The 22,170-nt window shown below is 72.5% G+C and carries 24 protein-coding genes and 1 riboswitch; of the genes, 13 read left to right on the forward strand and 11 right to left on the reverse strand.

The window, feature by feature from the left end:
• Positions 1-1,171 (reverse strand): acyl-CoA dehydrogenase family protein (locus tag ACFUUZ_RS28720; RefSeq protein ID WP_378701665.1); only part of this gene is annotated, 1,171 nt, incomplete at its 3' end.
• Between the two features lie 164 nt (positions 1,172-1,335).
• Here ACFUUZ_RS28720 and kstR point away from each other — a divergent pair.
• Positions 1,336-1,983 (forward strand): cholesterol catabolism transcriptional regulator KstR, encoded by a 648-nt coding sequence (gene kstR / locus ACFUUZ_RS28725; protein WP_378701614.1) that lies wholly within the window; start codon positions 1,336-1,338, stop codon positions 1,981-1,983.
• 110 nt (positions 1,984-2,093) lie between these two features.
• Here kstR and ACFUUZ_RS28730 read toward each other — a convergent pair whose 3' ends face one another.
• Positions 2,094-2,537, reverse strand: coding sequence for a hypothetical protein (locus ACFUUZ_RS28730; protein ID WP_378701616.1), 444 nt, complete (start codon positions 2,535-2,537; stop codon positions 2,094-2,096).
• A gap of 288 nt (positions 2,538-2,825) precedes the next feature.
• On the opposite strand from ACFUUZ_RS28730, the gene otsB reads away from it, so the two are divergent.
• The 6 genes from otsB (at position 2,826) to ACFUUZ_RS28760 (ending at position 10,306) form a co-directional block, all read left to right on the forward strand.
• Positions 2,826-5,396, forward strand: a complete 2,571-nt coding sequence (gene otsB, locus ACFUUZ_RS28735; RefSeq protein WP_378701618.1) for a trehalose-phosphatase — start codon at positions 2,826-2,828, stop codon at positions 5,394-5,396.
• 129 nt (positions 5,397-5,525) lie between these two features.
• Positions 5,526-6,416 carry a metal ABC transporter solute-binding protein, Zn/Mn family gene (locus ACFUUZ_RS28740; RefSeq protein WP_378701620.1) on the forward strand — a complete coding sequence of 297 codons (891 nt, stop codon included), beginning with the start codon at positions 5,526-5,528 and terminating at the stop codon, positions 6,414-6,416.
• 7 nt (positions 6,417-6,423) lie between these two features.
• Entirely contained in the window at positions 6,424-7,314 is an 891-nt protein-coding gene (locus ACFUUZ_RS28745) for a metal ABC transporter ATP-binding protein (protein ID WP_378701622.1), read from the forward strand.
• Complete coding sequence (locus tag ACFUUZ_RS28750; protein WP_378701624.1) at positions 7,311-8,189, forward strand: metal ABC transporter permease; 879 nt, start codon at positions 7,311-7,313, stop codon at positions 8,187-8,189. Before ACFUUZ_RS28745 ends, ACFUUZ_RS28750 begins: the two co-directional genes overlap by 4 nt.
• Positions 8,190-8,263: 74 nt before the next feature.
• On the forward strand, positions 8,264-9,433 hold the full coding sequence (locus ACFUUZ_RS28755) for an acyl-CoA dehydrogenase family protein (protein ID WP_378701626.1): 1,170 nt from the start codon (positions 8,264-8,266) through the stop codon (positions 9,431-9,433).
• A 66-nt stretch (positions 9,434-9,499) separates the two neighbouring features.
• On the forward strand, positions 9,500-10,306 hold the full coding sequence (locus ACFUUZ_RS28760; protein WP_378701628.1) for an enoyl-CoA hydratase/isomerase family protein: 807 nt from the start codon (positions 9,500-9,502) through the stop codon (positions 10,304-10,306).
• Between the two features lie 64 nt (positions 10,307-10,370).
• On the opposite strand, the gene ACFUUZ_RS28765 is transcribed toward ACFUUZ_RS28760, so the two are convergent.
• From ACFUUZ_RS28765 to carD, 6 genes are all read right to left on the reverse strand, one after another.
• Positions 10,371-10,649: a DUF4190 domain-containing protein gene (locus ACFUUZ_RS28765; protein WP_378701630.1), complete on the reverse strand. Its 279-nt coding sequence runs from the start codon at positions 10,647-10,649 to the stop codon at positions 10,371-10,373.
• A 40-nt stretch (positions 10,650-10,689) separates the two neighbouring features.
• Complete coding sequence (rlmB, locus tag ACFUUZ_RS28770; RefSeq protein WP_378701632.1) at positions 10,690-11,664, reverse strand: 23S rRNA (guanosine(2251)-2'-O)-methyltransferase RlmB; 975 nt, start codon at positions 11,662-11,664, stop codon at positions 10,690-10,692.
• On the reverse strand, positions 11,664-13,067 hold the full coding sequence (gene cysS / locus ACFUUZ_RS28775; RefSeq protein ID WP_378701635.1) for a cysteine--tRNA ligase: 1,404 nt from the start codon (positions 13,065-13,067) through the stop codon (positions 11,664-11,666). The genes rlmB and cysS overlap by 1 nt, the downstream gene beginning before the upstream one ends.
• A 126-nt stretch (positions 13,068-13,193) precedes the next feature.
• On the reverse strand, positions 13,194-13,676 hold the full coding sequence (ispF, locus tag ACFUUZ_RS28780; protein ID WP_378701668.1) for a 2-C-methyl-D-erythritol 2,4-cyclodiphosphate synthase: 483 nt from the start codon (positions 13,674-13,676) through the stop codon (positions 13,194-13,196).
• 2 nt (positions 13,677-13,678) lie between these two features.
• The gene (gene ispD / locus ACFUUZ_RS28785) at positions 13,679-14,362 is read right to left on the reverse strand and encodes a 2-C-methyl-D-erythritol 4-phosphate cytidylyltransferase (protein ID WP_378701638.1); all 684 of its coding nucleotides are present in this window, start codon (positions 14,360-14,362) and stop codon (positions 13,679-13,681) included.
• A gap of 18 nt (positions 14,363-14,380) precedes the next feature.
• Positions 14,381-14,869 carry an RNA polymerase-binding transcription factor CarD gene (gene carD / locus ACFUUZ_RS28790; RefSeq protein ID WP_067647923.1) on the reverse strand — a complete coding sequence of 163 codons (489 nt, stop codon included), beginning with the start codon at positions 14,867-14,869 and terminating at the stop codon, positions 14,381-14,383.
• 350 nt (positions 14,870-15,219) lie between these two features.
• Here carD and ACFUUZ_RS28795 point away from each other — a divergent pair, with 350 nt between their 5' ends.
• On the forward strand, positions 15,220-15,930 hold the full coding sequence (locus ACFUUZ_RS28795; protein WP_378701641.1) for a hypothetical protein: 711 nt from the start codon (positions 15,220-15,222) through the stop codon (positions 15,928-15,930).
• A gap of 92 nt (positions 15,931-16,022) precedes the next feature.
• Positions 16,023-17,426 carry a DNA repair protein RadA gene (gene radA, locus ACFUUZ_RS28800; protein WP_378701644.1) on the forward strand — a complete coding sequence of 468 codons (1,404 nt, stop codon included), beginning with the start codon at positions 16,023-16,025 and terminating at the stop codon, positions 17,424-17,426.
• Between the two features lie 54 nt (positions 17,427-17,480).
• Here radA and ACFUUZ_RS28805 read toward each other — a convergent pair whose 3' ends face one another.
• Both ACFUUZ_RS28805 and ACFUUZ_RS28810 read right to left on the reverse strand, forming a co-directional pair.
• Positions 17,481-18,104: a hypothetical protein gene (locus ACFUUZ_RS28805; RefSeq protein ID WP_378701646.1), complete on the reverse strand. Its 624-nt coding sequence runs from the start codon at positions 18,102-18,104 to the stop codon at positions 17,481-17,483.
• Positions 18,105-18,213: 109 nt separating this feature from the next.
• On the reverse strand, positions 18,214-18,837 hold the full coding sequence (locus ACFUUZ_RS28810) for a carbonic anhydrase (protein ID WP_378701649.1): 624 nt from the start codon (positions 18,835-18,837) through the stop codon (positions 18,214-18,216).
• 32 nt (positions 18,838-18,869) lie between these two features.
• Here ACFUUZ_RS28810 and ACFUUZ_RS28815 point away from each other — a divergent pair, with 32 nt between their 5' ends.
• Positions 18,870-19,784 (forward strand): A/G-specific adenine glycosylase, encoded by a 915-nt coding sequence (locus ACFUUZ_RS28815; protein ID WP_378701652.1) that lies wholly within the window; start codon positions 18,870-18,872, stop codon positions 19,782-19,784.
• Positions 19,785-19,857: 73 nt separating this feature from the next.
• Here the strand turns inward: ACFUUZ_RS28815 and ACFUUZ_RS28820 are convergent, their stop codons facing one another.
• A complete protein-coding gene (locus ACFUUZ_RS28820; protein ID WP_378701654.1) occupies positions 19,858-20,601 on the reverse strand; it encodes an alpha/beta fold hydrolase in 744 nt (247 codons plus the stop codon).
• Positions 20,602-20,641: 40 nt separating this feature from the next.
• Here ACFUUZ_RS28820 and mhuD point away from each other — a divergent pair, with 40 nt between their 5' ends.
• From mhuD to ACFUUZ_RS28835, 3 genes are all read left to right on the forward strand, one after another.
• Positions 20,642-20,950, forward strand: a complete 309-nt coding sequence (gene mhuD, locus ACFUUZ_RS28825; protein ID WP_378701656.1) for a mycobilin-forming heme oxygenase MhuD — start codon at positions 20,642-20,644, stop codon at positions 20,948-20,950.
• Between the two features lie 36 nt (positions 20,951-20,986).
• A riboswitch (cobalamin riboswitch) is annotated at positions 20,987-21,140 on the forward strand.
• Between the two features lie 29 nt (positions 21,141-21,169).
• Positions 21,170-21,367: a CbtB-domain containing protein gene (locus ACFUUZ_RS28830; RefSeq protein ID WP_378701659.1), complete on the forward strand. Its 198-nt coding sequence runs from the start codon at positions 21,170-21,172 to the stop codon at positions 21,365-21,367.
• Entirely contained in the window at positions 21,358-22,128 is a 771-nt protein-coding gene (locus ACFUUZ_RS28835; RefSeq protein WP_378701662.1) for a CbtA family protein, read from the forward strand. Before ACFUUZ_RS28830 ends, ACFUUZ_RS28835 begins: the two co-directional genes overlap by 10 nt.
• Positions 22,129-22,170: the final 42 nt, after the last annotated feature.

Genomic DNA, 22,170 nt, shown 5'->3' on the forward strand with positions numbered 1-22,170 from the left:
TGCCGGCACCGGTGGCAGTGCCGGCACCGGTGGCAGTGCCGGCACCGGTGGCAGTGCCGGTGGCGGTGCCGGTGCCGGTGGCGGTGCTGGTCTCGGCGCCGCCGGCTTTGGCACCGGCCCCGGTGGCGTCGGCGAGCACTCCGTCCGCGGCGAGGATGCGTTCCGCGCCGGTGGTGCGGCGGTGCCCGGCGCGGGTCAGCTCGGTGACCCGCGCGCGCCAGCGCTCGCCACCACCCAGCAACTGCTTGAGCAGCAGCGCGCGGCGCAGGTAGAAGTGCGCGTCGTGCTCCCAGGTGAAGCCGATCCCGCCGAGCACCTGGATGCAGTCCTTGGCGGTCTGCACCGCGGCATCCAGCGAGATGGCGCCCGCGATGGCGGCGGCGATCGGCAACTCGGCCCCGCCCTCGTCCACCGCGGCGGCGGCGTCGGCGGCGACCGCGCGGATCAGCTCGGTGCGGCAGAGCATCCACGCGCAGATGTGCTTGACCGCCTGGAACGACCCGATCTGCCTGCCGAACTGGGTGCGCGTCCGCGCGTAGTCGGCGGCGGTCTCCAGGCACCACCCGGTGATCCCGGCCAGCTCGGCCGCGGCCAGCGCCAGCACCAGGTCGCCGACGGCGTGCGGCGAGCGGAAGACCCGATCGGCGGGGACCGCGACCTCGGTGAGGTGCACCCGCGCCAGCGGCGAGCCGGGGTCGGCGGAGTCCAGCGGCTCGATCCGAAGGCCGTCGGTGTCCGGCGGGATCAGCACCCAGCGGGTGCCGTCGTCGGCGGCGACCGGCAGCAACACCGCGGCATCCGGGGTGGCGCCGAGCACCGTCTCCCAGACCCCGGTGAGCGGCGCACCGCCCGGCGCGGCGGGTAGGCTCTGCTCCGCGCCGCCGATGCCGTCGAGCGCCAGTCCGCAGGGCAGCTCCTCGTCGAGGGCGCCGACGGTGACCAGCTGGGCCACCGCCGTCGTCAGCACGGGGCCGCCGACGAGATCGTGCGCGGCCTGCTCGACCAGCACCGCGAGATCGGTCACCGACCCGCCGGCGCCGCCCGCCTCCTCCGCGACCGCGACCCGGAAGATCCCGAGATCGGTCAGTGCGGGCCAGTAGCCACGCCAGAAACCGGCCTCGCCGGTGCGCATTGTTGCAATCGGCCGGACCGATCCGGACCACCCGCGCATCGACTCCTGGACGGCTTTGTGCTCGTCAGTGGTGGCGATGGTCACACTCCTGACCGCCTTTCCGGCGTGACTGCCACACCTAGAACATGTTCTAATATCTGTGCCGGGCGGAAGTCAAGAGCAGCCACGGCGCGCAGCACAGTGCCCGGAAAGGACGTTCATCGATGGCCAGTCCCTCGCGATCGCAGCAGGCCGACCCGGGCGCGCCGCGTACCGGACCGGTCACGACCCTCAGCGAGGACGAGCTCAGCTCCTCCGCGCAGCGGGAGCGGCGCAAGCGGATCCTGGACGCCACCCTGGCGCTGGCCTCCAAGGGCGGCTACGACGCGGTGCAGATGCGGGCCGTCGCCGAGCGCGCCGACGTCGCGGTGGGCACGCTCTACCGGTACTTCCCGTCCAAGGTGCACCTGCTGGTCTCCGCGCTGGCCCGCGAGTTCGAGCAGTTCGAGGGGAAGCGCAAGCCGCTCTCCGGCGGCTCGCCGCAGGAGCGCATGCACACCCTGCTGACCAACATCACCCGCATGATGCAGCGCGACCCGCTGCTCACCGAGGCCATGACCCGCGCCTTCATGTTCGCCGACGCCTCCGCGGCGGCCGAGGTGGACCGGGTCGGCAAGGTCATGGACCGGGTCTTCGCCCGCGCCATGAACGACGGTGACCCCACCGAGCGCCAGCTCGCGGTGGCCCGCGTCATCAGCGACGTGTGGCTCTCCAACCTGGTCGCCTGGCTCACCCGCCGCGCCTCCGCCACCGACGTCAGCGAGCGCCTCGAACTCACCGTCGACCTGCTGCTCGGCGAGCGCAGCATCTAGTCGATCCGGGGCGCGCAGCGTCCGGTCGACTGCCGCTCAGCGCGCGCAGCATGGCGATCCGGCCGATCGACGCGCGGCAACCGAGTCCGGGCGTTCGGCGCGGCGCGGATCTAGGCCGGGTGCGCGGGTGCGAGCCTGCGGCGCCACACCTCGCGGATCGCGATGCCGAGCAGGATCAGCAGCAGCGCCTGGAACGTCGAGGTGACCGGACCCCATGGCCAGGCGCCGCACACGACGGCCACCGGCAGCACGGCGAGCAGCGGCACCGCGACGGTGGCCACGGCGGCGAGCGGCAACGCGCGTAGCAGCACCGCCTCCGCGACCGCGCACCCCACCAGCACCGCGAAACCGGCCACCGCGTAGGTCGACGGAGCGGTGAGCACAGTCTCGCTGTAGGCGGGCCCGAGGTAGTCGGCGTAGCGCGGCGAATCCGCGTCGATGTAGACCATGACCGCCCAGCCCGGCCGGTCGTCCATCCAGCGCAGCCCGCCGAGCATCCCGGCGACGACGAACACCCACCACGCCGCGTCCCCGGCGATCCGTACCTTCGTCATGCGAAGCACCCTAGGAACCCCGGTTGCGCGAAATGTGCCGGGGCGAGGACCATGGTCCTGGGACGGGAAAGGCTGCGAGCGGGCGCACACGATCTCCCTGTGCGAAGACCCCGGGAACGGGGTACAACCACAGATAGCGCGAGTGCGGATCGATCGCGTTCGCGCGCACGTACACCGGCGTTCGTGAGGCGCGGGCGGAAACACCGCACGCGCGTGGGCGTGGCGCAGACGATTCAGTATTGTTTCCCGCGCCCGGAATCATCCCCCTCCGATCACAAGGTTGGATGCGTGAGCGCACAGGATCTGCCACTGGAACTTCGCCGTGCTCTGTCGACGGTCGCGCGCGTGCCGCGGCTGTTGGTGGCCTCGGACTACGACGGGACCATCGCGCCCATCGTGTCCGACCCGGCGAAGGCGTTTCCCCACCGCGAATCGGTGAGCGCGCTACGCGCGCTCGCGGGGCTCACCGGCACCACCGCCGCGGTGATCTCCGGCCGGGCCCTGCGCGATCTGGCGGCGCTCTCCCGGCTCCCGGTCGAGGTGCAGCTGATCGGCAGCCACGGCTCGGAGTTCGACGTGGGCTTCGTGCACGCCATCGACAGCGACGCCAAGCAGTTGCTGCGCGAGGTGCAGGCCGAGCTCGCGAAGATCGCCGAGGACAACCCGGGCACCACGGTGGAGAACAAGCCCGCCAGCTCCGCGCTGCACGTGCGCAACGCGAGCCCCGAGGTGGGCAGGCGCGCGCTCGACAAGGTGCGCCATGGCGTGGCCTGCTGGGTCGGCGTCCAGGTCACCGAGGGCAAGGAGGTGATCGAGCTCGCCGTGGTCACCACCGACAAGGGCTACGCGCTGGACACCATCCGGCACCAGGAGGGCGCGCAGGCCGCGGTCTTCTTCGGCGACGACGTCACCGACGAGAAGGCGTTCCGCGTGCTCTCCGGCCCCGACGTCGGGATCAAGGTCGGCGGCGGCGAGAGCCTGGCAGGCTACCGGGTGGAGAGCACCGAGGACGTCTCGCGCGCGCTCGCCTTCCTGCTGGAGGAGCGCCGCACCTGGCTGGCGGGCGCCAGCGCGCCGCGGATCGAGCGGCTGACCATGCTGGCCAGCCCGCGCTCGGTCGCGCTGCTCACCCCGGACGCCACCGTCACCTGGTTCTGCCACCCCGAGCCGGACTCCGCCGCGGTCTTCGCGCACCTGCTCGGCGGCCCGCAGGCGGGCCACTTCACCATCGCCCCCGAACGTCCCGGCCTGCCGCTCTCGCAGCGCTACGTGGACGGCACCATGACCGTCGAGACCCGCTGGGCCAGCCTCGGCGTCGTCGACTACCTGCCGCACGACGTCGCGCCGGACCGCACCGACCTGACCCGCGTCATCACCGGCACCGCCAGGGCCGTGATCACCTTCGCCCCGCGCCCCGAGTTCGGGCAGGTGGCGGTGAACATCGAGGCCGAGCCCGCCGGGCTGCGGGTGCTCGGCACCAACGACCCGATGGTGCTGCGCTCGCCCGGCGTGCAGTGGGAGATCCGCAGCGACGGCTCGCACGACTACGCCTACGCCGTCGTCGACCCGGCGGTCGCCCCGGTCGTGCTCGAACTGCGCTGCGGCACCGAAGATCTGACCCCGGCCATGACGCCGGAGCCGGAGCGCAGGGCGGCGGCCGAGCAGTACTGGTCGAACTGGGCCGCCGGGCTGGAGCTGCCGCCGCTCAAGCCGGACCTGATGAAGCGCTCCGCGCTCACCCTGCGCGGCCTCGTGCACGCCCCCTCCGGGTCGATCCTGGCCGCCGCCACCACCTCGCTGCCCGAGGACATCGGCGGCGTGCGGAACTGGGACTACCGCTACTGCTGGCTGCGCGATGCCGCGCTGACCGCGCAGGCGCTGGTCTCGCTCGGCTCGGTCGGCGAGGCCGATGCCTACCTGGCCTGGGTGCACCGGGTGCTGGAGACGCTGCCCGGCCCCGAGCGGCTGCACCCGCTCTACACCATCTACGGCGAGACGCTGCCCCCCGAGGCGGTCATCGACCAGCTCCCCGGCTACGCGGGCTCGCGCCCGGTGCGCGTCGGCAACGCGGCCAACATGCAGGTCCAGCTCGACGTCTTCGGCCCGATCGTGGACCTGATCGCCAACCTGGCCGCCGCCCGCGGCAAGCACGGCATCACCGACCCGGCCCGCGCCCTGCCGGACGCCGACTGGGAGCTGGTGCAGGACATGGTCGCCGCGGTGCAGCGGCGCTGGCAGGAGCCGGACCACGGCATCTGGGAGATCCGCGGCAACCCGCGGCACCACGTGTACTCGAAGGTCATGGGCTGGCTCACGGTGGACCGCGCGCTCACCTTGGCGGCGAAGTTCGACCGCCCGGTCGACCCGGAGTGGCCGGTGCTGCGCGACACCATCGCCGAGGAGGTCAAGACCAAGGGCTGGAACGACGAGGTGCAGTCCTACACCGCCGCCTACGACGGCACCGACCTGGACGCCGCCACCCTGCACATCGGCCTCTCCGGGCTGATCGACCCCTCCGACCCGCGCTTCCACGCCACCGTGGTCGCCACCGAGGCGGAGCTGCGCAGCGGCGCGACGGTGTACCGGTACCACCACGACGACGGGCTGCCCGGCGGCGAGGGCGGCTTCCACCTCTGCGCCGCCTGGCTCATCGAGGCGTACCTGCTGATCGGCAAGCGCTCGGACGCCGAGGCGCTCTTCGCGCAGCTGGTGGCGGCGGCCGGGCCGACCGGGCTGCTCAGCGAGGAGTACGACCCGGTGGCCGAGCGATCGCTGGGCAACCACCCGCAGGCGTACAGCCACCTCGGGCTGCTTCGCTGCGCTCAGCTGCTGAGCCAGCAGGCGGAAGTGCTGGTCTGACGCGTTTCGGGGCCCGTGCGATCGGTGATCGCACGGGCCTCGCGCATTTCCGGGGCCAGGGGCGCGGCGGGTCGTTTCCCCTGCTAAAGTGAAACGGAAACGGTTTCCATTACCCGCAGGAGCAGCCCCGTGGCACACCGACTCTTCCTCCGCACCGCCGGTCTCGCCGTCGGGGCGGCGACGGTCTTCGCGCTGACCGCGTGCGGCAGCTCCGACGATTCCGGCGGCAAGCCGTCGGTGGTCGCCTCCACCGACGTGTGGGGCAGCGTGGCCGCGGCCGTCGCCGGGCCGGACGCCGAGGTCGAGTCGCTGATCACCGACCCCTCCGCCGACCCGCACTCGCACGAGTCGTCGGCGGGCGAGACCGCGCACATCGCCGAGGCCGACCTGGTGGTCTTCAACGGCGGCGGCTACGACGAGTTCGTGGAGCAGGCGCTGGACGGCAGGGACACCCCGGCGGTGGACGCGTACTCGGTGCGCGCCGACCAGTCCGAGGAGAACGAGCACGTCTGGTACGACGTGGCCACCGTCGCCACGGTCGCCGACGCGATCGCCACCGAGCTCGGCCGGATCGACGCCGCCAACGCGCAGGGCTACACCGACCGCGCCGCCGAGTTCAAGGGCGAGCTGGCGGGCATCACCGCGCTGACCGACCGGATCGCCGCCGCCACCCCGGACACCCCGGTGCTGCAGACCGAGCCGCTCGCCTACTATCTGCTGCGCGCCGCGAAGGTGCGCGACCTGACTCCGGAGGAGTTCCAGGAGGCGATCGAGCAGGAGACCGACCCGGCTCCGGCCGCCGTCGCCGCCACCAGGGACCTGCTCACCGGCAAGCAGGTGCGCGTGCTGGTGTACAACGTGCAGACCGAGGGACAGATCACCCGGGACCTGCGCGGCCTCGCGCAGCAGAACAGCATCCCGGTGCTCGAGGTGACCGAAACCCTGCCCGACGGTGTCGACTACATCACCTGGCAGACCGCCAACGCCGAGGCGCTCGCCGCGGCGGTGAGCCCCTCGTGAGGACGGTATGACCACCGAATCCGGCGTACCGGTCGATCGGGCGATCACGCCCGCCGTCCGGCTCACCGACGCCCGGCTCACCTTCGGCTCGCGCACCCTCTGGGAGGGGCTCGACCTGGACGTGGCGCCGGGCGAATTCGTGGTCGTGCTCGGACCCAACGGGTCGGGGAAGACCTCGCTGCTCAAGGTGCTGCTCGGGCAGCTGGCGCTGAGCCGGGGCAGCGCGACGATCGCGGGCGCGCCCGCGCGCACCGGCAACCCGCACATCGGCTACGTCCCGCAGCAGAAGACGATCGACGCGGGCGTGCAGCTGCGCGGCGTCGACCTGGTCGGGCTCGGCGTCGACGGGCACCGCTGGGGGCTCGGGCTGCGCCACCGCGCCGAGCGCAGGCGGCGGGTGCGGGCGGCCATCGCCGCCGTCGGCGCCGACGGGTACGCCGACGCCCCGCTGGAGTCCATGTCCGGCGGTGAGCAGCAGCGGCTGCGGGTGGCGCAGGCGCTGGTCGGCGACCCGCGGGTGCTGCTCTGCGACGAGCCGCTGCTCAGCCTCGACCTGGCCAACCAGCGGCTGGTGGCCGAGCTGATCGACCGCCGCAGGCGGACCAGCGGCACCGCCGTGCTCTTCGTGACGCACGAGATCAACCCGGTGCTCCCCCTGGTGGACCGGGTGGTCTACCTGGTGAACGGGCGCTTCCGGATCGGCACCCCGGACGAGGTGATGACCTCGGCGGTGCTCTCCGAGCTGTACGGCACCGACGTCGAGGTGCTGCGGGTGCGCGGCAGGCTGGTGGTGGTCGGCACCGGCGACACCATGGACGCGCTCGGCACCGCGGGCGCGCACTGCCACGGCGCCGAGGAGTTCGGCCCCGGCGTGGCCGGGAACGGCGTGCGCCGGTGATCGACAAGCTCGGCGAGGTGCTCGCCAAGACCTTCGACTTCACCACCACGGCCAACCTCGTCGGCTACGACTTCGTGCAGCAGGCGCTGCTCGCGGCGGCGCTGCTCGGGCTGCTCGCCGGGGTGATCGGGCCGCTGGTGGTGAGCAGGCAGATGTCCTTCGCGGTGCACGGCACCAGCGAGCTCTCGCTCACCGGTGCGGCGGCCGCGCTGCTCGCCGGGATCGGGGTCGGGCTCGGCGCCATCGTCGGCTCGGTGGTCGCGGCGGTGCTCTTCGGCGTGCTCGGCACCAAGGCGCGGGAGCGCGATTCGGTGATCGCCGTCGTGCTCTCCTTCGGGCTCGGGCTCTCGGTGCTCTTCCTCTGGCTCGGCCCGGAGCGCGCGGGCTCCAAGTTCTCGCTGCTCACCGGGCAGGTGGTGAGCGTGGGGTACAGCGGGCTGACGCTGCTCGTCGCCTGCACGGTCGGAGTGCTGGCCGTGCTGGCGCTGATCTACCGGCCACTGCTCTTCGCCAGCACCGACCCGGAGGTGGCGCAGGCGCGCGGGGTCCCGGTGCGGGCGCTCTCGGTGGTCTTCGCGGTCATGCTCGGCATCACCGCGGCCTTCGGCGTGCAGATCGTCGGCGCGCTGCTGGTGCTTGCGCTGCTGATCACCCCGGCCGCGGCGGCCGCGCAGGTGACCGCGAGCCCGGTGCGGGCCACGGTGCTCGCGGTGGTCTTCGCCGAGGTGGCCGCGGTGGGCGGGATCCTGCTCTCGCTGGCGCCTGGCGTGCCGGTCTCGACCTTCGTCACCACCATCTCGTTCGTCATCTACCTGGTCTGCCGGGTGGTCGGGCGGCGGGGCGCGCGCAGGCGCCCGGTGCCCGCCACGGTCTGAGGGCAACCGCCTCCAGTCATGCGTGCCTGGTTTCGTATGCTCGTCGCACGGCCCCTCCGACCGAATGGTGCGCAATGATCGACTTCGAGATTCCCGCCGAGCTCGCCGCGGAACGCGACCGCGTCCGCGAGTTCGTCATCGACAAGATCGTCCCGTTCGAGCGCGACCCGCGGCTCACCCAGCACGGCCCCACCGACGAGCTGCGCCAGGAGCTGGTGGAGCTGGCCAGGGCCGAGAAGCTGCTCACCGTGCAAGCCCCCGTCGCGCTCGGCGGGCGCGGGCTGACCCACGCCGAGCAGGCGGTGATCTACGAGGCGGCGGGCTGGTCGACGCTCGGCCCGGTCGCGATGAACTGCGCCGCGCCCGACGAGGGCAACATGTACCTGCTGAGCAAGATCGCGAACTCGGAGCAGGTGGAGCGGTACCTGGCCCCGGTCATCGCGGGCCACCAGCGCTCGGTCTTCGCCATGACCGAGCCGGACGGCGCGGGCTCGGACCCGGCGCAGCTCGCCACCGAGGCCACCTTCGACGGCGAGAACTTCGTGATCAACGGCCGCAAGTGGCTGATCACCGGCGCGAACGGCGCCAAGACCTGGATCATCATGGCGAAGCTCGCCCCGAACCCGCACCTGCCGGAGGGGCCGACGCTCTTCCTCACCGAGGGCGGCACGCCCGGGATCGTCATCGAGCGGACCATGAACACCATGGACCGCAACTACGTGGCGGGCCACGGCGTCGTCCGCTTCGACAACCTGACGCTGCCGAAGGAGGCGCTGCTCGGCGAGGCGGGGCAGGCGCTGCGCTACGCCCAGCTGCGGCTGGCCCCCGCCCGGCTCACGCACTGCATGCGCTGGCTCGGCGCGGCGGAGCGGGCGCAGAGCATCGCCATCGCGCACGCCAAGACCAGGACGGCCTTCGGCAAGCCGATCGGCGAGCACCAGGGCGTGTCGTTCCTGCTGGCGGACAACGAGATCGCACTGCACCAGTGCAGGCTCACCATCTGGCACGCCTGCTGGCTGATGGACCGCGGCGAGAAGGCGCGGCACGAGAGCTCGATCGCCAAGGCGTACGTCTCCGAGGAGCTGTTCAAGGTGGCGGACCGCTGTGTCCAGGTGCTCGGCGGCATCGGGATCAGCGACGAGACCGTGGTCGAGATGATCTTCCGGGACATGCGCGCCTTCCGCCTGTACGACGGCCCGACCGAGGTGCACAAGTACGCCATCGGCCGCAAGATCCTGCGCTGAGGCGATCTCCGGGCAACCGCTTCGACGCCCGGTTTCCGGCAGCCGGGTCGGCTAACATCGCATGACATGAGTTCGGAACTGCTCGTCGATGTCTCCGCGGGCATCGCCGTGCTGACCCTGAATCGCCCGGCCCAGCAGAATGCCTTCACTCCCGCGATGACCGCCGAGCTCGGCGTCGCGCTCCAGCGGTGCGACGCCGAGGACGCCATCCGCGCGGTGGTGATCACCGGAACGCCGCCCGCCTTCTGCGCGGGCGCGGATCTCTCCAGCCGGGTCGGCGAGGTCAGCGGCACCCTGGATCCCCCGCCCTGGAAGGTCCGCAAGCCGGTCATCGCCGCGGTGAACGGCCACGCCGTCGGCATCGGCCTCGCGCTCGCCCTCCAGTGCGACCTCCGCTACATGGCCAGGGACGCCATCTACGGCCTCAACCAGGTGCGCAGGGGCGTCCTCGCCGACGGCTCCGCGCACTGGACCCTGCCGCGGCTCGTCGGCATGGCCAACGCCGCCGACATCATGCTCACCGGCCGCACCTTCGACGGCGAGGAGGCGCACGCCATGGGGTTGGCCAATGCCTGCCTCCCCGGCGGCGAGGTGCTGCCGACGGCGCTCGCCGTCGCGCACGACATCGCGAGCGGCTCCGCCCCCCTCCCGGTGGCGCTGTCCAAGCGGCTGCTCTGGGAGGGGCTCGGCATGACCCCGGACATGGTGGGCCGCCTGGAGACCGACCTCAACCAGCAGGTGGCGCACAGCATCGACGGCGCGGAGGCGATGTCGGCCTTCAAGGAGCAGCGCCGCCCCACCTGGACCGGCAAACTCAGCGAGGAGTGGCCCACCTGGGGCGACGCCCCCAAGCCGCGACCCGGCCTGGACTGACCGACGCCCCCGAGCCCGGTGCCCGGGGGCGCGAACCCGCCGAGCGCAGCTCGGCCGAACAAGCTCAAGCGTTGCCGCCCAGGGTGATCAGCACGAAGAGAATCGCGATGATCACCATGAGGATTGTTCCCACTATCCCGAGCACGTACCCGACGAGCACCTGGGAGCGCCCGCCGTAGGCGCCCCCCGACTCCTCGATCTGGTCCAGCGCGCGCCGCCCCAGGGCCCAGGCCACCGGCCCGGCGAGCCCGCAGCACAGGATGCTCACGGCCCCGAGGAACAGGATCGCCGTGGCGTTGGGATGCTCGACCGGCTGCCCGATCGGCTGGTTCGGTATCACCATTGCTCGAATTCTACGGCCCCCGAGCGGCTTTACCCCTGCCTCAACGCCGGCGCTGCCGCGCGATCTCCGAGAGCACCACACCCGCCGCGACGGAGGCGTTGAGCGATTCGACGTCCCCCGCCATCGGGATGCTCAGGATTTCGTCGCAGTTCTCCCGGACCAGCCGCGAGAGCCCCTTCCCCTCGGAGCCGACCACGACGACCGTCGGATCGGTCCCGTCGAAGTCGTCCAGCGTGGTGGTCCCGCCCGCGTCGAGCCCGACGACCCGGATTCCGCGCCCGGCCCAATCCTTGAGCGTCCTGGTGAGGTTGGTGGCCCGGGCGACGGGGAGCCGGGCAGCAGCTCCGGCGCTGGTGCGCCAGGCGACGGCGGTGACGCCCGCGCTGCGCCGCTGCGGGATCAGCACCCCCTGCCCACCGAAGGCGGCGACGGACCGGACGACGGCGCCGAGGTTGCGCGGGTCGGAGATATTGTCCAGCGCGACGAGCAGCGCGGGGCCACCGGATTCGCGGGCCCGGAGCAGCAGGTCGTCGGGGTGCGCGTAGCGGTACGGCGGCACCTGCAGCGCGACGCCCTGGTGCAGCCCGTTGGCGCTGAGCCGGTCGAGGTCGGTGCGCGGCACCTCGAGAATCGAGATCCCGGTGTCGGCGGCGATCTTCACGCTCTCGGTGAGCCGCTCGTCGTTCTCGGTGCCGACCGCGACGTACAGCGCGGTCGCCGGGACCCCGGCCCGCAGGCACTCGACGACGGGGTTCCGCCCGAGCACCATCTCCGGCCCGTCGTCGCCGCGGCGCCCGGCGGGAGCCCGGCCACCCTTGCCCGCGGGCCGCCCCTGAGCGGCCTTGGCCTTGGCGGCGGCCCGCTTGGCGGCGGGGTGCTTGGTCCGCGCCTCGGCGGGCGGGGTCGCCCCGCGCCCCTCTAGCCCGCGCCTGCGCTGCCCGCCGGAGCCGACGGTGGCGCCCTTCTTGGTGCTGCCCTTGCGAATAGCGCCGCGGCGCTGCGAGTTGCCTGCCATCAGTCGGCCTTTCCTGGCACGTCGGCGAGGCTCCACTCGGGGCCCGCGGGGGTGTCGGTGACCTCGATGCCCGCCGCCTGCAGGCGATCCCGCACGGCATCGGCGGTGGCCCAGTCGCGATCGGTGCGCGCCCGCTGCCTGCGGTCGAGTTCGGCGCGCACCAGCACGTCCAGCGCGCCGGTGGCGGCGCCGGAGTCCCGCGGGGCGTGCCAGTGCGGGTCGAAGGGGTCGACGCCGAAGATGGCGAGCATGGCGCGGACCTGCCCGGCCAGTTCGCGCGCGGCCTCGGCCTGGCCGCCCTCCAGCGCCTTGTTGCCGGTGTGCACGACGTGGTGGATCTCGGCGAGCGCGCGGGGCACCGCGAGGTCCTCGTCGAGCGCGTCGGCGAAGGCGTCGGTCCAGCTGCCCGCCGGCACCGGGCCGCCGCGTTCGGCGACCCGGAGCAGGAACGACTCGATGCGCTGGTAGGAGGCGGCGGCGTCGTGCAGCGCCTTGTCCGAGTACTCCAGCTTGGAGCGGTAGTGCGCGCTGCCGAGGTAGAAGCGCAGCTCCACGGCGCGCACCTGCTTCAGCACATTGGGGACGCTGAGCACATTGCCCAGCGACTTGGACATCTTCTCCCCGCCCATGGTGACCCAGCCGTTGTGCAGCCAGTAGCGGGCGAACCCGTCACCGGCGGCCTTGGACTGGGCGATCTCGTTCTCGTGGTGCGGGAAGATGAGATCCATACCGCCGCAGTGGATGTCGAACTCGGCGCCGAGGTAGTACTCGGCCATGGCGGAGCACTCCAGGTGCCAGCCGGGCCTGCCCGCGCCCCACGGCGAGGGCCAGCTCGGCTCGCCCGGCTTGGCGGCCTTCCAGAGCGTGAAGTCGCGCGGGTCGCGCTTGCCCGAGCCCGCGCTCTCGCCCTGGTGCACGTCGTCCAGCCGGTGGCCGGAGAGCGCGCCGTACTGCGGGTAGCTGAGGACGTCGAAGTAGACGTTGCCGTCGGAGGGGTAGGCGTGGCCGCGGTCGATGAGCCGGTGCATGAGCTCGATCATCTGGCCGATGTGCCCGGTCGCCCGCGGCTCGGCGGAGGGCGGGAGCACGCCGAGCGTGCGGTAGGCCTCGTCGAAGGCGCGCTCGTGCGTGGCGGCCCACTCCCACCACGGGCGGTTCGCCTCGGCGGCCTTGTGCAGGATCTTGTCGTCGATGTCGGTGACATTGCGGATGAAGAGGACGTCGTAGCCCTTGGCCTGCAGCCAGCGGCGCAGGATGTCGAAGGCGACTCCGCTGCGCAGGTGCCCGATGTGCGGCTGACCCTGCACGGTGGCGCCACAGAGGTACACCGACGCACAGCCGGGGACCAGTGGCGCGAAATCGCGCATGGTCCGCGTGTCGGTGTCGAAGAGGCGCAGAGTCACGGGCGCTCATCTTAGCTGGTATAAAATCCCCGCCGACGCGGCGGCTCCGCTCGACACGCCGCCGAGCGGCGGCGGTTCCGGCGGCGGGGCGATTCCAGTGGCCGGATCGGCGGCGGTGGCCCGGTCTCAGCCGGTGCCGTCGGTCCGGCGCGGCCCGAGCAGCGCGGTGGCCACCGCGGCGATTCCCTCGCCCCGACCGGTCAGCCCGAGCCCGTCGGTGGTGGTCCCGGAGACCGAGACCGGCGCGTCGAGCAGTTCGCCGAGGACTTTTTGCGCCTCGGCACGGCGCGGCCCGATCTTCGGCCGATTTCCGATCACCTGTACGGCGGCATTCGCGACGGCGAATCCGGCGTCGTCCAGTAATCGGCGGACCTCGGTCAGCATGGCCGCCCCGGAAACATTCGCCCATTCCGGGCGGCCCGTTCCGAAAACCGCGCCGACGTCGCCGAGCCCGGCGGCGGAGAGCAATGCGTCACAGAGCGCGTGCGCGGCGACATCGCCGTCCGAGTGGCCCGCGCAGCCGTCGTCGTCCGGAAAGAGCAACCCGGCCATCCAGCACGGCCGCCCCGGCTCGATCGGGTGCACGTCGCTGCCGATTCCGACCCGCATGGTCATACCGCCTGCCATTCGCCCGCGCGCACCGCGCCCGCCAGAATCAGGTCGAGCGGAGTTGTGATCTTGAACGCCAATGGATCGCCCGCGACGGTGTGCACCGGAATTCCGAGCCGCTCCACGAGCCCGGCGTCGTCGGTCGCGCTCAGCGCCGGGTCGGCGTACGCCCGGCGCAGCGGCTCGGCGGCGAAGCCCTGCGGGGTCTGGATGGCGCGCAGCCCCGCGCGGTCGGGGGTGCCGGTGACGATGCCGTCGGCGTCGACGCTCTTCACGGTGTCGACGACGGGCAGCGCCGGGATGACGGCGTCGTGCCCGGCGCGCAGCGCGGCCACGACCCGGCGGACCAGGTCGGGCGGGGTGAGGGCGCGGGCGGCGTCGTGCACGAGGACGTGCGTGGCATCGGGGGCGGCGGCCAGCCCGGCGCGCACCGAATCGGTGCGCTCGGCGCCGCCGACGACGACCCGCACCGAGCCGGGGAGCAGGGCAACGGCGCTCTCTACCAGCTCGGGCGGGACCATCACGACGATCTCGTCGACCGCCCCGGAGGCGATCAACCCATCGACGGACAACGTGATCATGGGCGTGCCGCCGACCGGGACGAACGCCTTGGGCAGAGTCTCACCCAGACGTACACCCCGGCCGGCGGCAGGCACCAACGCGACGACGCGGTCGGCGTTGTTCACAGAATTACGTGCTCGCGGTCAGGAAGCCGCGGCGAGTACCTCGTCGAGAATGGTGTCGGCTTTGTCGCCGTCGGTACCCTCGGCCAGTGCCAGCTCGCCCACGAGAATCTGGCGAGCCTTCGCCAGCATCCTCTTTTCGCCGGCGGAAAGACCGCGGTCCTGCTCACGACGCCAGAGATCCCGAACCACCTCGGCGACCTTGTTCACATCGCCGGAGGCGAGCTTCTCCAGGTTGGCCTTGTAGCGGCGGGACCAGTTGGTCGGCTCCTCGGTGTGCGGCGCGCGCAGGACCTGGAAGACTCGATCGAGGCCTTCCTGCCCGACAACGTCCCGAACGCCGACATATTCGGCATTCGCCGCGGGGACTCGAACGGTGAGATCGCCCTGTGCGACCTTGAGGACCAGATACTCCTTCTGCTCGCCTTTGATGGTGCGAGTCTCGATTGCTTCGATCAGCGCCGCTCCGTGGTGGGGGTAAACGACGGTGTCTCCGACCTTAAAAATCATGTGTCCCGTGCCCCTTTCGATGTTCACAGTTTAACATGCGGCTCGATAACGGTGCGATCAACTGTGCAGGTCAGGGCCACAACGGGCAGACCACAGGGGTTGACAGGCGAGAAACCGTGTGCATTCTGTTGTGCGCGTACGCTATATCGCCAGTACCCGAGCGTGCGCCGCGCCGGCGGGCGCGGGCCGCCCGCGGCACCGGCCGCGGAACCGTTACCGAACGGATGCCGGGTGCCCCGTGTCCGGCCGGACCCCCGCCCGCCGCACCGGGCCCGGATCTCGACTACTACGCTGCCTAGTTAGTACTCTCCCCCTCGAGGGACGAGCCCGGTCGACATGGAGGACAACCCGTGATTGCCAAGAAAGCTGTGACTGCCTGCGCCGCGCTGGCGGCGGGCGCCGCTCTGGTGCTCACCGGGTGCAGCGCAGGGCAGGTCTCGCAGACCGCCGATCAGGTCGCCGCGATCAACGGCAACAATGTCGAGGTCGGGCTGATCTCGCTGCGCAACGTGCACATCGTCTACCCGCAGGAGAAGCAGACCCTGCAGGCGGGCGGCACGGCGACGCTCGCGCTCTCCATCGTCAACAACAGCGGCACCGTCACCGACGAGCTGACCAGCATCACCACCGACCTCGGCCCGGTGCGGATCACCCCGCCTGCCGGACAGAGCCGGATCGTGGTCGGGCCGAGCCAGATCGTCGTCGCCGCGGGCGAGGTCGCGGCGGAGGAGGCCGAGCACAGCCCCGGCTCGCACGGCGGCGCCGCGAGCAGCACCACCGCCGCCCCCACGACGACCGCTGCCCCGACCGGCACCGCGGTGCCGGGCACCGACACCGAGGGCGCCCCCGAGCTCGGCACCGACCCGGAGGCGAAGCCCGCCAAGATCGAGATCACCGGGCTGACCAAGCCGATCTCGCCCGGCCTCACCTACACCGTGTCGTTCAACTTCAAGGAGAACGGCACCGTGCAGGTCTCCGTGCCGGTGGATGCCGGGCTGAAGATCGAGCGGCACGAGGACGAGCTCTCCGGCCCCGCCCCCGAGGGCGCGGGCGGGCACTGACCGCCCCTGCTCCCCCGACGGCCGTCGCACCTCGCGGTGCGGCGGCCGTCGCCGTTCCGCGGGCTGTCGGCGCCCGGCCGTAAGGTGCCGGTGTGGCCAAACTCAAGCCGACCTTCCGCTGCTCCGCCTGCGCGCACGAGGTGGCCAAATGGGTGGGCAAGTGCCCGGGGTGCGGTGCGTGGGGCACCGTCGAGGAGGCCGCGCCGATCGCCGCGGCCGCCGGGCCAGGTGCCCGCAGGGCGATGCTGCCGAGCACCGCGGCGGCGCCGATCTCCAGCATCGACTCCACGGTCACCAGGGCCCGCTCGACCGGGGTGGCGGAGCTGGACCGGGTGCTCGGCGGCGGCGTCGTGCCCGGCTCGGTGGTGCTGCTCTCCGGCGAGCCCGGGGTCGGCAAGTCGACGCTGCTGCTCGAGGTCGCGCACCGCTGGGCCGCGGCGCGGGACGAGCGCTCGCTGTACGTGACCGCCGAGGAGTCGGCCGGGCAGGTGCGGCTGCGCGCCGACCGCACCGGCGCGGTGCACGAGCGGGTCTACCTGGCGGCCGAGTCCGACCTGGCGGTGGTGCTCGGCCACGTCGAGCAGGTGCGGCCGACGTTGCTGGTGGTCGACTCGGTGCAGACCATGATCGCCCCGGCCGAGGACGGCGTGATCGGCGGCGTCAGCCAGGTGCGCGCGGTGGCGGCGGCGCTCACCTCGCTGGCCAAGGCGAGCGGGGTCGCGGTGTTGCTGGTGGGGCACGTCACCAAGGACGGCACCGTCGCGGGCCCGCGCACGCTGGAGCACCTGGTCGACGTGGTGCTGCAGTTCGAGGGCGACAAGAACACCACGCTGCGCATGGTGCGCGGGCTGAAGAACCGCTTCGGCAGCGCCGACGAGGTCGGCTGCTTCGAGCTGCACGACGACGGCATCGTCGGGGTGGCCGACCCGTCCGGGCTGTTCCTGCACCACCGCACCGACACCGTGCCCGGCACCGCGGTGACCGTCGCCATGGACGGCAAGCGGCCGCTGGTGAGCGAGGTGCAGGGGCTCACCGTCGACACCCAGGCGCCCGCGCCGCGGCGCGCGGTGAGCGGGCTGGACTACAACCGGGTCTCGATGATCCTGGCCGTGCTGCAGAGCCGCTGCGGGGTGTACGTGGGCAAGCAGGACGTCTACGCCGCGACGGTCGGCGGGATGCGGCTGGTCGAGCCGGTGGCCGATCTGGCGGTCGCGCTGGCGCTGGCGAGCGCGGCGCGCGACGTCGCGCTGCCGCCGGGGTGGGTGATCCTCGGCGAGGTCGGGCTGGCGGGCGAGGTGCGCCGGGTCACCAACGCGGGCCGCAGGCTGGCCGAGGCGGAGCGGCTCGGCTTCACCACCGCGCTGGTGCCGCCCGGCTTCGACGCCCGCAAGACCGGGATGAAGGTGCACGAGGTCTCCGACGTGCGCTCGGCGCTCCGGCTGGCCGGGATCCGGCGGGCGCGCTCCGCCCCCGCCGAGCCCGCCGAGGTCGGCTGACGGCGAGCCGGGGCCTGCCCGCGCCGCAGCCGGCCCGCCCGCCGGAGCCGGCGCTCAGCCGATGTTGAAGGGCTCGGCCGTGCTCTTCACCCCGCCGAGCTGGGCGAGCACCGCGTAGGCACCAGGGGGCACCGGCACCCGCTCGCCCGCGCAGTTCGGCTGCGAGGTCGCTCCGGACCAGGTGACGGTGAACGCCGCCTGCTGCCCGCGCTCCAGCGTCCTGATGTCGGGCTGGCCGTCGGGGTAGCAGTCGACGCTGTTCCACAGCCTGCGCGTGCCGTCCAGCGTCTGCACCGAGATCTGCTGCATGCCGGAGCCCATGTCCCTGGAGCACGGCGCCGCGGAGATGTTCGTGATCACGATGCCGAACACCGGCTGCTCACCCTTGCGGTAGGTCGGCTGCCCGACGCTCACCTTCACCGCCAGCGACTGGTCCGAGCAGGGCGCCACATCCGCATCGGACGAGCTGCTCGCCGCGCTCGAACCCGCGCCTGCCGCGGGCTGATTCGCCTCCGTCGTAGTGCTGGTCGCCGCGGCGCCGCCGGGCGAGGTCCCGCCCCTGGCGACCATCACCACCAGCCAGATCACCAGCGCGAGCGCGAGGACCAGAATGCCGATGGCGAAAACACGACGTCGCCAGTAGATCTCGGGAGGCAGCGGCCCAGTGGGTTCCAGCACGCCTCAACGGTAAGCGCAGCGCTGGGATCGTGGGCCGAGGGCCTCGGCGTGTCGGGTGCCATCGGCCGTACCGGACAACGCCTACCTGCGCGGATGTCCGGTCGGGTGTTCAGACGGCTTCGCCGACGTCCCCGATCACGTGGTGCAGCCAGGCCTTGCCCTCGGCGAGCTTGTAGTTCACGCAGGCGATGGCGAGCGTGCCCTCCTTCACCCGCTCGGCGATGATGGCCGAGCGCTCGGTGATCAGCCTGCCGGTCTCGACCACGTGCCTGGCCTCCAGCTCGTCCACGCCGGAGAGCCCCTCGCGCCTGCCGACCAGGATCGAGGGCGCCACCCGCTCCACCACGTCGCGGATGAAGCCGCCGGGGACGGCGCCGCCGTCCAGCGCGTCCAGGGTGGCCTTCACGGCGCCGCAGCTGTCGTGGCCGAGCACGACGATCAGCGGGACGTTCAGCACCGCGACGCCGTACTCGATGGAGCCGAGCACCGAGCCGTCGACGACGTGGCCCGCGGTGCGCACCACGAACATGTCGCCGAGCCCCTGGTCGAAGATCAGCTCGGCGGCGACGCGAGAATCGCCGCAGCCGAACAGGATCGCGGTCGGGTGCTGCCCCTGCACGAGCTTCGCCCGGTCCGCGGCACCCTGGCCGGGATGCTGGAGCGTGCCGGTGACGAAGCGGTCGTTACCCTCGCGCAGGGACTTCCACGAACTGATCGGGTTGGATCCAGGCATAGCGACCATTGTGCAGGACAAGGTGGGTGAAGGTGCGGAAGGGCGCTACCGGGCGCACGCTGCCGTCGTACGGCGCGATCGACAGCGACGTCCTGAACGACTGGTACGCCGCCACCGCGCGCGACCTGCCGTGGCGCAGGCCCGAGGTGACGGCGTGGCAGATCCTGATGAGCGAGATCATGCTGCAGCAGACGCCGGTGGTGCGGGTCGAGCCGATCTGGCGGGAGTGGGTGGCCCGCTGGCCGGTGCCCTCCGCCATGGCCGCCGCCTCGCAGGCGGAGGTGCTGCGGGCCTGGGGCAAGCTCGGGTACCCGCGCCGGGCGCTGCGGCTGCACGAGTGCGCGACGGTGCTGGCCGAGCGGTACGGGGACCGGGTGCCCGACGATGTGGAGCTGCTGCTGGCGCTGCCGGGGATCGGCGCCTACACGGCGCGCGCGGTGGCCTGCTTCGCCTACGGGCAGCGGGTGCCGGTGGTGGACACCAATGTGCGCCGGGTGGTTGCCCGCGCGGTGCACGGGCTCGGTGACGCGGGCAACCCGTCGCCGCGCGACCTGCCGGAGACCGAGGCGCTGCTGCCGCGCCGGGTCGACCGGGCCGCGGTGTTCTCCGCCGCGCTCATGGAGCTCGGCGCCACCGTCTGCACGGCCCGCTCCCCCGCCTGCGACGCCTGCCCGCTGCCGCACTGCGCGTGGGTCGCCGCGGGACGGCCCGCCGCCGAGGTGGTGCGGAAGACGCAGAAGTACGAGGGCACCGACCGCCAGGCCCGCGGGCGGCTGCTCGACGTGCTGCGCGCCGCCGACGGGCCGGTCGAGAAGCTGCGCCTCGACCTCGCCTGGCCGCGGGACCCGGGGCAGCGGGCGCGGGCGCTGGATTCCCTGCTGGTCGACGGGTTGATCGAGCAGACCGACGAGGGGCTCTTCGCCCTGGCGGGCGAAGGGTGCCGGTAGCGCCAAGCACCCTTCCGCGCGCCTGCGCGGCGCTCCCGCGCCTGCCGGGCACCCGCGCGGGCGCGATCCGACCTCAGCGCGCCAGGACCTCGCGGAGGAAGGACTCCACCTCGGCGCGGTAGCGCGCGGGTTGCTCGTCGTGCACGAGGTGCCCGGCGCCGTCGACCCGCACGTAGCGGGTGTCGGCCCGCTCCGCCATGCGGCGCATCTGCCCCGGCGGGGTGATGGTGAACTCCCCTTCGATCAGCAGCGCGGGAATTCGCAGCGCTTCCCAGTGCGCCCAGAAATCGCGGCTGCCCCACTCCTCGGAGATGTCCCGGAAGGTGGCGACGTCGCCGTGCAGCCGGAACCCGTCGGCGCCCTTCCGGAAGGCGCGCAGGAAGTACCGCCCCGCCACCGGGCCGAAGTACGCGAGCACCGCCTCCTCGTCCGGGAACGGCTGCGGCCACCCCTCGATCATCGCCGCCCACCCGGCCGCGGTGCGGCCGCGGAAATCCGGCGCGATGTCCTCCACGACCAGCGCTTGCACCCGCTCGGGGTACTCCGCCGCGAAGACCCAGCCGTGCAGCGCCCCCATGGAGTGCCCGACCAGCACCATCGGCTCCGCGATCGCCGCGGTGGCCGCCGCCAGGTCGGCGACGAAGGACTCGGTGCGCAGCTCGGCGGGGGCCGGACGGCCGTGCCCCGCCGCGTCGAGGGTGTACACGTGCCCGAACCGGCGCAGCCACTCCAGCTGGTCGCTCCAGGTTCGCGCGCTCCCCATCAGGCCGTGCAGCAACAGGATGGGCACCCCCGTGCCGCCTTCGTCGTAGAGCATGGGGTCCGAGCGTAGGCGGCGCAGCCGCTACGTTGGAGCCATGGCTGTTGTGAAGATCAATGCGATCGAGGTCCCCGAGGGCGCGGGCCCCGAGCTGGAGAAGCGGTTCGCGCACCGGGCGCACGCGGTGGAGAACTCGCCGGGATTCCTCGGGTTCCAGCTGCTCCGGCCGGTGGCGGGCGAGAACCGGTACTTCGTGGTGACGCACTGGGACACCGAGGAGTCCTTCGCCGCGTGGCGGGACGGCCCGGCGCGCGAGGCGCACGCGGGCGAGGCGCGCAAGCCGGTGGCGACCGGGGCGTCGCTGCTCGAGTTCGAGGTCGTCCTGGACGTCGCCGCCAAGTCCTGAACCGCGCCGAACGCGTTCTCCCTCGTCACCATGGTTGACGAGGGGGCCGCGCGGTGTCACAGTTCGAGGGTCAACACGCGAGGGTGATGCGGTAACCCGGTGAGAATCCGGGGCGGTCGCGCCACTGTGAATCGTGCATCGGAACTCCGGTGCCGGGAGCCAGACACCGGCACCGTCGCGCCACCACCACGGGGACGCGTACTCCCCAGGAGGACTCGCATGGCCATCGCGCACTCCCCCGCTACCGGGGCATCCGACAAACTCGCCACCATCCTGGTCACGGTCGGTGTCGTCCTGCTCGCCCTGCTCACGCTCTACCTGGTCGGCTTCGACCAGGGTGCCGTCTCCCGCTCCGGGATGTACCTGCACGAGCTGATGCACGACGGACGGCACCTGCTGGGGCTTCCGTGCCACTGACCGAATCGCTGAAGACCCTGCTGCTGCGGGGGCTGCTCGCCGGACTCCTCGCGGGGCTGCTCGCCGCCACGGTCGGCCACTTCGTCGGCGAGCCCAAGGTCGACGCGGCCATCGCCATCGAGGAGGCGGCCGCCGCGGAGCACCCGCACACCGACGAGCCTGCCGGGCACTCGCACGCCGAGGAGGACGCGCTGGTCAGCCGGGACGGGCAGAAGTTCGGGCAGTTCCTCGCGCTCGGGCTGGCCGGTGCGGCGTTCGGCGTGATCGTCGGCGCGGCGGTGTACCTGCTGCGGCGCTTCGGCACCGGACCGCTGTTCGGGCTGTCGGTGGCGCTCGCGGGCTGGCTGGCCATCGTGCTCGTCCCGTTCTTCAAGTACCCGGCGAATCCGCCCGCGGTGGGTGATCCGGAGACGATCAACGACCGCACCTGGCTCTGGGTGGCCGCGGTGCTGCTCGGGCTGGTCGCGGTCGCGGCGGCGGTGTACGGCTACCGTTTGCTGGCCGGGCAGCTGCACTCCGTGCGGCTGATCGGTGGGGTCGCCGCCTTCGTTCTCGTGGTCACGCTCGGGTACGTGCTGCTCCCCGGGGTGAACGAGGTCGGGGCCGACTTCCCGGCGAGCCTGCTCTGGGAGTTCCGGGTCTCGTCGCTGGCGGTCTCCAGCACGCTCTGGGTTGCGCTCGGGTTGCTGTTCGCGGCGCTCACCGAGTTCGCGGCCGGACCCCGTACCCCGGTACGGGACGAGGTCGCTACCGCGGCGTGATCCGCGGGTCGAACCGAAGCGGGCAGTGTCGGCGCCATGGCC

The sequence above is a fragment of the Nocardia sp. NPDC057353 genome (assembly GCF_042667085.1).
Taxonomy (GTDB): Bacteria; Actinomycetota; Actinomycetes; order Mycobacteriales; family Mycobacteriaceae; genus Nocardia.